This is a genomic window from Gracilibacillus boraciitolerans JCM 21714 (assembly GCF_000521485.1).
Taxonomy (GTDB): domain Bacteria; phylum Bacillota; class Bacilli; order Bacillales; family Amphibacillaceae; genus Gracilibacillus; species Gracilibacillus boraciitolerans.
This window is the reverse complement of sequence record NZ_BAVS01000015.1, coordinates 1-12,951: the sequence shown is the minus strand read 5'-3', so window position 1 is coordinate 12,951 and position 12,951 is coordinate 1. Positions and strand designations below refer to the sequence as shown.

Here is a 12,951-nt window from a genome sequence, read left to right as displayed (position 1 = left end):
GTTTGTTAGAAAATTTCGCAAAAAAAATAACCCTCTCCCTATAGTGGAAGAAGGATATTTCTTTATTGGGCCTCTCGTAAATGTTTTACTCGAGAAAGAGGACTATCTTTTGTTTCCGATTCTTGTATTTCAATTTTCACTTTTTTAACTCGTCTGTCTGTTACTTCGTCAACTATGACTAATAGATTTTCGTATTCAAAGCTATCTCCATCTTGTGGAATGGTTTTAATATTTTCAATTATCCAACCGCCTAATGTGTGATACGAGCTTTGTGGCGGGTTAATATTTAATACTTCAGCGAAATCATCTAACTGGTATTGGGCATCGAAAGTATACAATTTGTCGTTAATTTGAGACATTGCATTTACTTTTTCATCTTGTTCATCCCAGATTTCACCGACAATCTCTTCTAATACGTCCTCTAAGGTAATCAATCCTGCGGTTCCGCCGAATTCATCTAGCACAATCGCCATATGGACCTTTTCTTTTTGTAATTGTGGCAAAAGTGTTGATATTTTCATTGATTCGACAACAAACAGCGGTTCTCTTATTAACTCTCTGATGTTTACTTTTCCGTATTTGACTATATGTGTTAGGAATTCTTTCTCTGACAATATACCAATAATATTATCAACCGATTCCTCATAAACAGGTATTCTAGAAAAACGTTCTTCAAAGAATATATCTTTGATTTCTTCAATCGATTGGTTGATTTCAATAGCTACCACATCTATCCTGGGTGTTAATACCTCTTCTGCTACGGTATCATCAAATTCCATCGACCGATAAATAAGCTCACGCTCTTCCTTATCGATAACGCCTTCCTCTTCACTGATATCCAGCATAACCTTAATTTCTTCCTCTGTAACCGAGGGCATCTGATTCCTTTTGATAAAAAGTTTCGAGACAGCAGTTTTTAATTGGAGAAATAGAAAGTTTACCGGTGTCAGTGTTTGAATTAATATATATAAAATATTCGCTATTAGTAAAGAATAGCTTTCAGCATGTTCTTTTGCTAATGATTTAGGGAGAATTTCACCAAAAATAAGAATAAGAATAGTCATAACAACTGTACTGCCGACTAAGGCAAGACTCCCTCCAAAAACATCTACAGCTAAGGTAGCCGCAATACTTGCAGCAGCAATATTAACAATATTATTCCCCCCCACTAAAATGGTGGATAAAGTCTTGTCAAACTGCTCTGCAATTTGGAGAGCTCTTTTACTTCCTGGTCTCCCTTCATCAGCGAAATGTTTTAACCTAATCTTGTTGACACTAGAATAAGCTGTTTCTGCTGATGAGAAAAAAGCTGACAACATTATTAAAATTATTAATAAAGTAATCGTATTCAGCGGTATATCGTCCAAAAAAACTCACACTCCTATAATTTTATAAATTTAAAAACTCATTTATATCGTTTACTTGCTTATTATATTTACTAGCTTGAAAATATAGCCAATGCTTGAATAAGTGCAACAGTTTGAGGCTTAATATTCTTTAGAAACCTGGATTGATCCTGTTTCTCCATCTTTTCAAACATTGCTTGTATTTCCTTAATTTCTTCTTTTAAATATTTCATTGTATTAGTTATCTGCTCTGCCTGAGCTAAAGCTGTTTTTTTATCGATGTCGTCTGATTTTAGTAGACACTTCTTTTCCTTAATTTGTTCTAACGTCATGTTCATCCTTTTACATTTCTCAATAAAATGCAGTTCTTTGATAGATTCTTCATTATATAATCGATAATTGGTTGCTGAGCGTTCACATGTCAGTAGACCTATCTGCGTATAATAATCTATAGTGCGTCTTGAAACATTACTTTCATTGGCTAATTGTCCTATCCTTACTAACTTCCCAATGACATCACCTCTCTTTTATTATAACCGCTTTTGTTAAAACTGTACAGTACTACGTTATGCTTGGTAGTATATATTTATAACATTTGTTATTGGAAAACGTTCATAGTACAATCAACAAAAAGATTTGTTTTTACGTTTTCTACTATCCCAAGGAGGAATTTCTTTAATGTTCGTCGCCATTATAGCTCTTTTAGTGGTCTCGCTATTTTTCTCAGGAAGTGAGACTGCATTAACTGCAACTAACAAAATGAAACTACAAACAAAGGCTAGAAATAATGATATAAAGTCAGAAAAATTATTAAATCTTATTTCTAAGCCTAGTGAATTCATTACAGCTATATTGATTGGAAATAATATCGCAAATATATTACTTCCAACCCTTGTAACTACAATTGCTATTCAATATGACTATAATATTGGGGTGGCTTCTGCGATTCTTACTGTAACGATTATAGTATTTGCTGAAGTACTTCCAAAATCTGTTGCTGCAACCTTTCCTGACCGGACTGCATACCTCGTTTATCCGATTATTAAATTTGTTGTGGTTATCTTAAAGCCAATTACTATTTTACTTAATGGTCTAACTGGATTCATCACAAAACTTCTTTCAAGAGGACAAGAACAAGACGTTTCTATATCAAAAGATGAATTACGGGCAATGGTTGATATTGCCGACTCTGAAGGGATGTTTCATTTAGAGGAATCGCACCGAATTAAGGGCGTTCTGGATTTTTATAATTTAAATGTAAAAGATGTGTTAAAAACACCACGTGTAGAAGTGGTGGCATTAGCAAGCACTGCAAGTTTTGAAGAAATAAGAAATGTCGCTATTCAAAATCCTTTTACAAGGTATCCCATTTATGTGGAAGATATTGATAATATTGTGGGGGTCTTTCACTCTAAGTATTTATTGAGCTGGTCGACTGACCAAGGTAAATCACTTGAATCTTATAGTGATACCGATCCATTACTTGTCTATGAATTTCAGTCTATAGAATGGGTTTTTCGTGAAATGACTAGGAGAAAAAAACATATGGCAATTGTGCTTGATGAGTATGGAGGAACGGAAGGAATTTTGACACATGAAGATATTATCGAAGCGATGATAGGTTTAGAAATTGAGGATGAAACAGATTTAGAAAATGAAGTACTAGTTGATATGGTAACAGATACGGAAATAATATGTGACGGCAAAATCTCATTGCGTCGTTTGAATTCCATTTTTCATACAGAAATTCCAGAAGAGGAAGACGTTCTTGCGGGCTACCTGTTAAAAGAGTTGAATTATTTTCCTGAAGAAGGAGAAACAATCCAAATAAGTAATTTAAGCATTAAAATTCTTGAAACAGACGGCAGAATGATTAAGCAAGTACAAATTATTAAATAGTGATCAATAGTGCGCCTGTTCTGATAAACAAAGCGCACTATAAATTTATAAGAGAGATAATAATTTAGTAAAACGACATACTGTTTATTTTAAAAATCATATTTAGCTTCTGCTTTTTCACGAATTTCCTGATAAGTTTGGGTTAAGGTTACCGTATCCTCGACAAGACGTTCGATTCGAAACAAGGCATCATCGTTCGTTATCTCTTTCTGGTAAAAATCGACATCCTCGATAAAAACGTAACGCTGGACAACTTGTGCCTTCATGTAACCCAATATTGGCTTTAACTGCTGTTCCGGGATCAGATAATGCTTTTGAGAGCCTGCAGTCACTATCATACTTACTACTTTATGTTCTAAAGCATTCACTGGTAATAAATCGAATATATTTTTAAGTGTGCCTGGAATGGATGCTTGGAAAATCGGACTTCCAATAATAATAGCATCCGCAGCCATGATCGTTTCAGTTACCTTCCTGGTATCGCCTTTATAATCTAAATAATTGCGACCATCACTGAATTGAATGTCATATTCTGCGAGATCTAATAACGTAACGTCTGATTCTGGATATTTTTCTTCAAGTGTTTTGACAGCATAACTAATAGCTGTTTTGGTTTTGGATCCAACAATCGATCCTGCAATTGCAACTACCTTCATTATTAGCCTCCTATTTCGCTGTATATTTTCGAATCGCTGGCAAAACTTCTTTGCCGATTAGCTCTATATTTTTACGTAATTTATCAAAGGGAATCCCGCCAAAATCCATTTGGGCAATATAACGTTGATGGTCATACATTTCATGTTGATAGAGAATTTTTTCAATGATTTCCTGTGGGCTGCCGACATTCATTACATCGCGTTTATCGGCGCCTTGAGCAAAATGCTGTTTAGGATAGCCTCTGCCATTCGTTTTTTGCATGCCTTCATTAACGGAAGGATACATTTCACGCTGGGCTTGTTGGGTTGTTTCGGCAAGATAGAAAAAGCCCGCTGTAGCTACCGGGAATTCTGCCGGGTCATATCCTGCCTGTTTTAAGGCATCACGGTAACTGTCAATTGTCCGCTTAAATATAGATACTGGTCCACCTAACGTCGCCAAGAAAATGGGTACACCAGCATAACCGGCCTTGACCGCGCTAGCTGGGTGACCGCCGACCGCTCTCCATATCGGCATGGATCCATTTAATGGACGTGGCAATACATGGGCGTCTCTTAATGGTGCTCGATATTTCCCCCCCTCCCAATTTACATATTCCTGTTCGTTAATTTTTAATAACAGGTCAAACTTTTCTTCATATAATTCTTCATAATCTTGGAGATCATAGCCAAGTAAACCAAAATTTCCAACTCTCGAAGCACGACCGGCAATGATCTCTGCCCGGCCTTTGGAAATTAAATCAATCGTCGCAAAATCCTCATATACACGGACAGGATCCAATGTACTGATAATGGTTGAGGAGCTTGCAATTTTAATATTTTTAGTTGCCTGTGCAATAGCTGATAACACTACGGAATGTGCTTGTGTCGTAAAGTAGTCCTGATGACTTTCTCCGACACTAAAGAAATCAATTCCGACATCATCTGCCAGCTTGGCAAATTCTATAATTTCTTCTATCCGCTGTGCTGCAGAGATTCTCTCATCTGTAGCAGGGTTGGGTAAATGATCCCCCCCTAATGTATAGATGCCAAATTCTAAACCTTTATTTGGGTTAATCCGATATTTTTCCATCAAATAACAGCCTTTCTTTCAACGAAATTTGTTTATTCTATGTTATTATGAACGATAGAAGTGAAAAATGTAAGTACGCACTTATAAGTAATATAGTATCTAAAAGGATACTGTAGAGCGTATGTCATTAGAAAGGGGAATACACATTGAAATATGAACTAAGTGCATGTCGAGTAGAAGATGCGTTAGGTATTTTAGTAGGTAAATGGAAACCGATTATATTATTACATCTACTTAATCATGGTACTCAACGTTTTAATCAACTTAGAAGAAGTATGCCCGGTATTACCCAGAAAATGCTCACCAAGCAATTACGCGAATTGGAAACAGAAGATATTGTAGAACGTGTGGTGTATGCAGAAATACCACCAAAGGTAGAATATTCGATAACGGAATATGGAAGAAGTCTCCAGCCTATTTTGGAGGCGATGCATGAGTGGGGAGTGAAGCACACTGTCCATAAACAAACTAAATGAAAAGAGAAGCAAGCTGAATAAAGCTATGCTTCTCTTTTGTAATGATAGTTATGAAAGTAATTTAAGTGATTCTTCTGTAAATGCTGGTATATCATCCGGTTGTCTGCTTGTAACGAGTTGGTTTTGACAAACGACAACTTCTTTATCATGAACGTTGGCACCGGCATACTCTAAATCAACCTGAATTGACTTAAAGCCAGTTGCATCTCGACCTTCTAATGCCTTTGCTGTAATGAGTAGCTGTGGACCATGGCAAATGGCGAAGACAGGTTTTTTCGCATCCATAAAGTCTTTTGCGAATTGAACAAAACGTTCATCTGCTCTAAGTTGATCGGGTGAGAAGCCGCCTGGAATAAATAGAGCATCAAAGTCATCAGCGGAAACGTCATCGATACTTTCATCAATGGTGACTGTTGCTTCACCATGTTTTCCTTCGATTGTTTTACCTTTTTCCTTCTCGATTGTTATAACCTGGTGTCCTGCTTCATTAAAACCTTTCGCAGGATCTGTATATTCTACATCTTCAAACATATCTGTAATTACAGTTGCTATTTTAGCCATTTTAAATTCCCTCCTTAAACTAGAGTTAGTATTACCTACATTCTTATTAATTCCACATAGAAGTTATTGGTAAACATTATTTGTAGTTTTGTCATCCAAAATCATATTTCTTTCGTATGCTCTATGAGTATATATTTGTCCTTCTGACCTTTCTTACTTATAATTGAGGAAAATCACTGTAAAAGGAGAAAGCTATGAATGAACAAGACGTAAAATTATATCAAAGCATTCAGAATAATGAGCAGACCGCGTTAGAAGCTTTATATGATAAATATGAAAAGCTCTTATTTTCATTTGTATATAAGATGTCGCATAACCGGGAGCTTAGCGAAGAAGTAGTGCAGGAAGTATTTCTAAAGATATGGACGAAAAAGGGCATGTACGATGCGTCCAAGGGAAAGTTCTCATCATGGCTGCTTACGGTTACTCGTTATACAGCGATTGATTTTATGAGGAAAAAAAGTGAGATCCATGATTATTCGTTGGAAGAAAGGGATTCGCTCCAACAAAGTGAACCATCCGCTGACGAAGAACTAGAATGGAAAGAAGATAGTAAAATGATAAAAAAGGCAATGAATCATTTAAATCAAGAACAACAAAAGGTGATTACACTATTTTATTTTAAAGCATTTTCACAGCGTGAAATAGCAGAACAATTAGATATTCCACTTGGAACAGTAAAAGGAAGAATTCGATTGGCACTCCAGCATTTAAAGAAACATATTCATGCATCAGAACAAAAGGGGGGGATATAAATGAGCAGGCAATGTGAACATTTAATAGATTATTTTAACGATCAATTATCAGATGTAGAGAAGCGTCAGTTTGAGGAACATTTACGTTCTTGCCATTCCTGCCAGGAAGAGCTGAAAGAATTAGAGTCAGCAACAGCAGACTTACCATTTATATCTGAACCTGTTGTCCCTAATGAAGGCATGAAGGATAGAGTATTAAGTAATATATTCGGTTCTGAAGCAGACAATGCAGACAATAAGAAACAAGATCATGCAAAAGAGCCAGCAGTAATGAAACCAAGAAAAAAACGAAAAAATTCTGTATTTGTCCAAAATGGTTTAGCTGCAGCACTAGTACTTTCGCTGATAGGAAATATTTATTTGATGAATCAGTCTCCAGATACGGCAACTGAACAGGAGTTAAATATAGATAAAATTATTAATACAGTAACACTTGAAGATACCGAAGTGATGGACGCTGCGGGTCGTGCATCGATTGTTCAAAATGGTGATGAAAAAGTTTTGGTTGTTCAAACGGATAACTTAAAGGAAATTGAAGAGGAACAAGCATATCAGGTATGGTTATTAGAAGGAGAAAAGCCATATCGAGCAGGTACATTTGTTCCAAATGCAAATGGTGAAGGAGCCGTTGCGTTTTCCTTATCAGAATTGGAACAATCCAATGTGAACTGGGATACGATAGCGATCACGCTTGAACCACAACCAGATAATGAGACCCCTCAAGGGGGGGATATCATCTTAGCTGCAGGTATAGAGGGCTAATACTAAGGCATACGATCAAGGTGAGTGTATTGATCTTCCAGAGAAAATGTAAAAGAACGCTTGGATATTCGTATCTAAGTGTTCTTTTTTTAGATCATAAAATATAACTCCTTTATTTTTGGGATATTTCTCATCCATTCTTAATCATTTGCAATTCGAATAGCGGTATAAATTATGATGAAGCTGACATATCTTAGCCGCTTGTCCCATATAGTGATTACAGAAGGAGTATGGGGGGGGAAAAGCGGATGCCAAAGATTTTAAAGGTTGCCATTTGGTTAATTGGATTATTTTTATTAATTATTTTGATGCAGTATCCGATGCAAAGGTCGATGGATTCCTGGCAAACATGGTCCTTGCCTTTAGCTGGTAAAACGATTGTAATTGACCCTGGGCACGGTGGCGTAGATGGAGGGCAGAAGCATCTGATGATACACAGGAGAAGGGAATCACATTAACTGTCTCGAATATGGTGAGAGATTATTTGCAGCAAGCGGGTGCTATTGTCTATTTGACAAGAGAAGGTGATTATGACCTGGCACAGGATGATACGAAGGGCTTATCACGCAGAAAGTCTGAAGATATTCAAAACCGTGTGGCCTTTATTAAGGAGAAGAGGCTGATCTGTTTCTTAGTATTCATTTAAATGCATTACCTGATCGACAGTGGAAGGGTGCACAAACCTTTTTTCACCCAGGCAAATTACAGAATGAAGAGCTGGCTAAAGCAATTCAGTCTGAAATACGCCGAAATCTGGAGAATACTAATCGAGAGGCATTGGCTATTCAACAAGTCTATTTATTGAAGTATGCCGAAGCGACAGGTGCCTTGGTGGAAATTGGGTTCCTCTCCAATGAGAAGGAGAAAGAACTATTAAAGTCAACAAGCTATCAGAAAAAAATGGCCGCAAGTATATATGAAGGAATTTTGAAATATGCAACAATACAAGTCGATAATCCGTAAATCCTAAGTGGCTGAGACATCACGTTTGCATTACTTACGGTAATCATCATTAACTGATTGAAGGCGTACTTTATGTTATACTAGCTGATAGGACGAATAGTTAAAATTGAGGTGACCTATTTTGCTAACAGAACAAAGTGTTATTGAACTTTTGCATAAAATGAAGGATCCCTTCTTACACAGATCGTTTGATGAAACGGGTGGGATAGAAGAGATCTCCATTAAGGAAGAAAAGAATCATGTCAGTGTCAAATTAGCAATTGCTAAAACAAATACTGCAGAACAGATGCAATTACAGCAAGAATTAGTAGGTGCATTGAAACAACTTGGGGGCAGCAACAGTGGGGGTTACGCTTTAGTCAACTCCCAGAAGAGGTAATTGCAAAATTCCAGCCAACAAAAGAAGAAGATACCTCGTTATTAAGCAAAGACTCTAAAACAAAATTTTTAGCCATTGCAAGTGGTAAAGGTGGCGTAGGTAAATCTACGGTTACTGTTAATACAGCAGTAGCATTAGCGCGTTTAGGAAAAAAGGTAGGAATCATCGATGCTGATATATACGGCTTTAGTGTGCCAGATATGATGGGAGTAGAAGAAAGGCCAAAATTAAAAGGTAATAAAATTATACCTGTAGAACGTTTTGGTGTGAAAATCATATCTATGGGCTTCTTTGTGGAAGATAACTCTCCCGTTATTTGGCGTGGACCGAGACTTGGCAAAATGTTAACGAGTTTCTTTAAGGAAGTGGATTGGGGGGGAGAATTAGACTATCTATTATTAGACCTGCCACCAGGTACTTGGGGATGTTGCATTGGATCTTCATAATATGATCCCTTCTTCAAAAGAAATAATTGTAACAACTCCACACCCTACAGCAGCATTTGTTGCCGCAAGAGCAGGACAAATGGCAATTAACACCAATCATGAAATATTAGGTGTTATTGAAAACATGTCCTACTTTGAAAGTAAAGTCACCGGCGAGAAAGAATATGTATTCGGCAAAGGTGGCGGGGGGGATAAGCTAGCGGATGTGCTGGACACAAAAGTAATTGGTCATCTGTCGCTTCAACAGCCGTTTGAAGAAGATGAGCTTTTTGCGCCATCCGTCTATCAGAAAGATCACCCGAATGGTCAGGAATATTTAGAAATAGCCAGACAAATTATCAAACAATTTTAAATAGAAGAAGGGGGGGCATAGCTTATGCTCCCCCCCCTTCTTTAATCGTTAGTTGCTTTGTTTTTCATCTTTCTTACTGTCACTTTCTTCTTGTTGCTGCTGTTCCTGGCCGCCACCGCCACCTTCGGAACCACCTGAGGATCCATTTTCGCCTTCACTTTTTGGTTTCATTTCTTTTGCTGCATTCAATATCAAATCAGATAATTTAGCTTTAAACATTGGTGAATCAAAAGTTTCTTCCATGACTTTCTCTAAATGTGCACGGAACTGCTGACTTGTCAGAAGAGTTAAAGTTTGCTTTTCCATTTCCGGATTATTTAAAACTTCCATCAGTTTCTTCTGGTATTCAGAATCACTCATTAAGTTCTTGATAACCTCTTCTTGTTGATCTTGAAGAGCAAGGGCAAAAGATTCCACAAATTTAGGATCTTGGAACATTTTTGTCCAATATTCTTTACCCTTATCAGATGACAGAGTTTCGGTAACAGCTTCTTTAATGATTTTTGAATCAATTACATATGTCTGTTGCATATCATCACTTGCGAGAACTTCGGTGATAGCTTTTTTTCCTTCATCCGTCTTTAGGATATCTGCTACCATTTTTTTGGTTCCTTCATAGTCGCCATTTTCTTTGATTTCGTTGGAAGATCCTCCACAGCTGGTTAATAATAAGAGGGGGGGAACTAATAAAATATATAGAAATCGGTTCATTTTTACCGCTGCCTTTCATTTTGAAAAAATAGTCTGTATTTATAATATGGTGTCATTTATAATTAATATGTATGACTAGGGCAAAAAACTGAAGTTCGTGTTAAAATACATAAAGCGAGATTTTTGTAGGAGGATTAATTTTGAAAAGTCGTAATGTTGTAAGATTGTTTTTTTCAACTTTGTTAATCGGGGGGGGACTATCTACCTGATCGCAAGTTTTTTTGTGAAATCTGAAGTCTATTCAGAGTTTTTAAATCCATTTGAATGGTTTGAAATATTAGGATTATTGCTATTCTTTCTAGCATTGGGCTTTGTATTTAGTCTAATCAGTCAGATGGGCTATTTTGCATATTTGACTGTAAATCAGTTTGCCTTAAGTATTTTTCGAGGATATTGGTCAATTATCCAGATTGGATTAATCGCTTTTGCGTTATTCGATCTAGTCTATTTCCGTTATAAAGGAGCGGAAGAGGGGGACAATTACAATATTTTTACTAATTGCTATTGCCTTATTTATCTATAGTTTAATAATTGCAAGTATTAAGGCAAAAGAAACAAATAAAAAAACTTTTATTCCTGCGTTATTTTTTATGGTTGTTATTACATCGATTGAGTGGGTCCCGGGCTTACGCACAAGCGGTGGAGACTATGCTTGGTTAATGATTATACCCCCCCTTGTTTTATGTAATACGTATCAATTATTAATACTACATCGTTTAACTGAAAAGAAATAAAGCTGGGACATAAGAAAGAAACTACGACATAACTTTGATTTACTAAGTAGTCATTCTGAAATTTATATTAGGTGTAACAATCGCTTCGGCTTGTCCACTTCGCTTTCCGAGGGGGGGCGTGCTCTTCAACTAACTTTGTAAAGAAGAACACTTTACAAAGTGGATTTTTAGATCACGCTGATCCCTCAGGAGTCGAAATGGACGCCTGCGCTGTAAAACATTCTACAATGGATGCAAGTGGTAGAATTTCGGCCTTCCTATCTTGATTTATAGGTATCATCCTTTTAGAAAGTTCAAAATAGTCACAAGAGTTATGTCGCAGTATCTTTCTGATATGCAATTATAAAAGCCGAACGATAACAAATTGTCTCAGAATTCTTGTTATCGTTCGGCTTTTACTTATGTCAAATTACATTTGTATCAATCTCATTTATTTTTCGATTTTAGTTCTTCATTTTTGGTTTCTGATAACGTAATTAATTCTGAAATTGTAAGGAAATCTTTCTTTTTCTGTTTTATGGAAGGTATTACTTGTTGCAATGCTTTTTCCGTCTGTTTCACAGCATCAGATGCATGCAGTAAAATAATATCTCCGTTACTAAGATTATCTAATATATGTTTGCTTATTTTATCTGTCCCTGGATTTTTCCAGTCATTCGGATTTATACTCCACTGAATTACTTTTAAACCGTGATTTTCCGCTAATTGAATCACTTCTTCGTTTAAGTGGCCGTTAGGTGCTCTTAATAAATATACATCTGAATAGCCCAATTTATTAAAAATGTCCCCGAGCCTTATTTAAATCTTTTCTTACTTGTTCTATCTCTTGATCTACATAGGATTTATATTGATATCCCAGCATTCCTATCTCATGATTTTCCTCTGCAATTTTTTCTAAAATATCTGGATGACGTTCTGCCCATTCCCCCCCACTCACAAAAAAAGTGGCTCTGATCTCCTCTGATTTTAATCGATTTAATATAGGCAACACTTTTTCATTTCCATGACTTATATTGAAAGTAAGTGCCACAGAAGCATACTCGGTATTACCTGAATTCAATGCTCGGGGATTTTCCTGATTAGAAAATACAGTAGGTGTATAGTTGGATTCCAGATATAAAAACAGGGCAACAAATAAAGATATTGGAATAATAATAAATGCCTTTTTTTGCTTTTTAATATCGACAATATATAAACGTCTCATACTGAATCCCTCCATTAGTTGGGCTTGTCTCTATTCTATGTTAGGAGTTTCGTAAATATGTTGTCTAAATATGTTTAAAAATAATTAATTTAAGGAATGTAAAGAATAATGAGTGAGGAGATTATCTTCTTTACTAGTGAAAATTAGGAGTGGACTAAATGTTAGGATTATTAATTAATGAAAAGGAACAATATGAATTGCAATACGTTATAAAGAGAGAGCTTGAGGAATTATTACTGGATTTGGAAGATCACCGTATTGATAAAATGGTAAAAAAAGCAATGGAAGAGCGATATAAAGCTTTATTTCAGTTATACACCCGTGTTGCGAATGAAGAGGAAATTAAAAAGTACATTCCGAAAAAAGTTCAAATTGAATAGGCGTAAAAATACTATATCTTTCCATTATAAAGGGTATAGTATTTTTTAAGGAATTTTTCCGGGAGGATTTTTAAAATTCTCTTTAAAAAATCTTCAAAAAACTCTTGTCTAGTAATTTAGAGTATGGTATATTAGTTTCTGTTGTCGCAAAACATATGCAAGTGTTAAAACAGATTTAAAAAGTCTATAAAAAAGATATTGACTTATTTTTTAATGCGTGCTAGACTATATCTTGTCGCTAAAAAGCGACATATA

Annotated in this window: 13 protein-coding genes and 3 pseudogenes; 8 read left to right on the top strand and 8 right to left on the bottom strand. The window is 36.0% G+C overall.

Features of this window, described 5'->3' with window-relative positions; translation table 11 throughout:
- Positions 1 to 62: 62 nt before the first annotated feature.
- Positions 63 to 1,367 carry a hemolysin family protein gene (locus JCM21714_RS10370; RefSeq protein WP_035724062.1) on the bottom strand — a complete coding sequence of 435 codons (1,305 nt, stop codon included), beginning with the start codon at positions 1,365 to 1,367 and terminating at the stop codon, positions 63 to 65.
- A 71-nt stretch (positions 1,368 to 1,438) separates the two neighbouring features.
- A complete protein-coding gene (locus JCM21714_RS23005; protein ID WP_268748342.1) occupies positions 1,439 to 1,840 on the bottom strand; it encodes a MerR family transcriptional regulator in 402 nt (133 codons plus the stop codon).
- Between the two features lie 184 nt (positions 1,841 to 2,024).
- On the opposite strand from JCM21714_RS23005, the gene JCM21714_RS10360 reads away from it, so the two are divergent.
- On the top strand, positions 2,025 to 3,245 hold the full coding sequence (locus tag JCM21714_RS10360) for a hemolysin family protein (protein ID WP_035724057.1): 1,221 nt from the start codon (positions 2,025 to 2,027) through the stop codon (positions 3,243 to 3,245).
- 89 nt (positions 3,246 to 3,334) lie between these two features.
- On the opposite strand, the gene JCM21714_RS10355 is transcribed toward JCM21714_RS10360, so the two are convergent.
- On the bottom strand, positions 3,335 to 3,901 hold the full coding sequence (locus tag JCM21714_RS10355; RefSeq protein WP_035724052.1) for an NADPH-dependent FMN reductase: 567 nt from the start codon (positions 3,899 to 3,901) through the stop codon (positions 3,335 to 3,337).
- A gap of 10 nt (positions 3,902 to 3,911) precedes the next feature.
- Positions 3,912 to 4,973: an LLM class flavin-dependent oxidoreductase gene (locus tag JCM21714_RS10350; RefSeq protein ID WP_035724048.1), complete on the bottom strand. Its 1,062-nt coding sequence runs from the start codon at positions 4,971 to 4,973 to the stop codon at positions 3,912 to 3,914.
- A 146-nt stretch (positions 4,974 to 5,119) separates the two neighbouring features.
- Between JCM21714_RS10350 and JCM21714_RS10345 the strand changes: the two genes are divergently transcribed.
- Complete coding sequence (locus JCM21714_RS10345) at positions 5,120 to 5,449, top strand: winged helix-turn-helix transcriptional regulator (protein WP_035724041.1); 330 nt, start codon at positions 5,120 to 5,122, stop codon at positions 5,447 to 5,449.
- A gap of 48 nt (positions 5,450 to 5,497) precedes the next feature.
- Here the strand turns inward: JCM21714_RS10345 and JCM21714_RS10340 are convergent, their stop codons facing one another.
- Positions 5,498 to 6,010 (bottom strand): type 1 glutamine amidotransferase domain-containing protein, encoded by a 513-nt coding sequence (locus JCM21714_RS10340; RefSeq protein ID WP_035724038.1) that lies wholly within the window; start codon positions 6,008 to 6,010, stop codon positions 5,498 to 5,500.
- Positions 6,011 to 6,204: 194 nt separating this feature from the next.
- Here JCM21714_RS10340 and JCM21714_RS10335 point away from each other — a divergent pair, with 194 nt between their 5' ends.
- The 4 genes and pseudogenes from JCM21714_RS10335 to salA all read left to right on the top strand — a co-directional run bounded on the left by JCM21714_RS10335 (position 6,205) and on the right by salA (position 9,667).
- Positions 6,205 to 6,765: an RNA polymerase sigma factor gene (locus JCM21714_RS10335; protein WP_035724037.1), complete on the top strand. Its 561-nt coding sequence runs from the start codon at positions 6,205 to 6,207 to the stop codon at positions 6,763 to 6,765.
- On the top strand, positions 6,766 to 7,527 hold the full coding sequence (locus JCM21714_RS10330) for an anti-sigma factor (RefSeq protein ID WP_035724036.1): 762 nt from the start codon (positions 6,766 to 6,768) through the stop codon (positions 7,525 to 7,527). It abuts the gene before it with no gap.
- 248 nt (positions 7,528 to 7,775) lie between these two features.
- Positions 7,776 to 8,490, top strand: a pseudogene (gene cwlD, locus JCM21714_RS10325) (N-acetylmuramoyl-L-alanine amidase CwlD).
- Between the two features lie 121 nt (positions 8,491 to 8,611).
- A pseudogene (gene salA / locus JCM21714_RS10320) lies at positions 8,612 to 9,667 on the top strand (iron-sulfur carrier protein/transcriptional regulator SalA).
- Positions 9,668 to 9,715: 48 nt separating this feature from the next.
- Here the strand turns inward: salA and gerD are convergent.
- Complete coding sequence (gerD, locus tag JCM21714_RS10315; RefSeq protein ID WP_035724035.1) at positions 9,716 to 10,378, bottom strand: spore germination lipoprotein GerD; 663 nt, start codon at positions 10,376 to 10,378, stop codon at positions 9,716 to 9,718.
- A 223-nt stretch (positions 10,379 to 10,601) separates the two neighbouring features.
- On the opposite strand from gerD, the pseudogene JCM21714_RS10310 reads away from it, so the two are divergent.
- Positions 10,602 to 11,112 (top strand): annotated as a pseudogene (locus JCM21714_RS10310) (KinB-signaling pathway activation protein).
- Positions 11,113 to 11,538: 426 nt separating this feature from the next.
- On the opposite strand, the gene JCM21714_RS24070 reads toward JCM21714_RS10310, so the two are convergent.
- The gene (locus tag JCM21714_RS24070; RefSeq protein ID WP_369403548.1) at positions 11,539 to 11,883 is read right to left on the bottom strand and encodes a polysaccharide deacetylase family protein; all 345 of its coding nucleotides are present in this window, start codon (positions 11,881 to 11,883) and stop codon (positions 11,539 to 11,541) included.
- Positions 11,884 to 11,887: 4 nt separating this feature from the next.
- Entirely contained in the window at positions 11,888 to 12,316 is a 429-nt protein-coding gene (locus JCM21714_RS24065) for a polysaccharide deacetylase family protein (RefSeq protein ID WP_369403547.1), read from the bottom strand.
- Positions 12,317 to 12,474: 158 nt separating this feature from the next.
- On the opposite strand from JCM21714_RS24065, the gene JCM21714_RS10300 reads away from it, so the two are divergent.
- Complete coding sequence (locus JCM21714_RS10300; protein WP_035724033.1) at positions 12,475 to 12,696, top strand: hypothetical protein; 222 nt, start codon at positions 12,475 to 12,477, stop codon at positions 12,694 to 12,696.
- Positions 12,697 to 12,951: the final 255 nt, after the last annotated feature.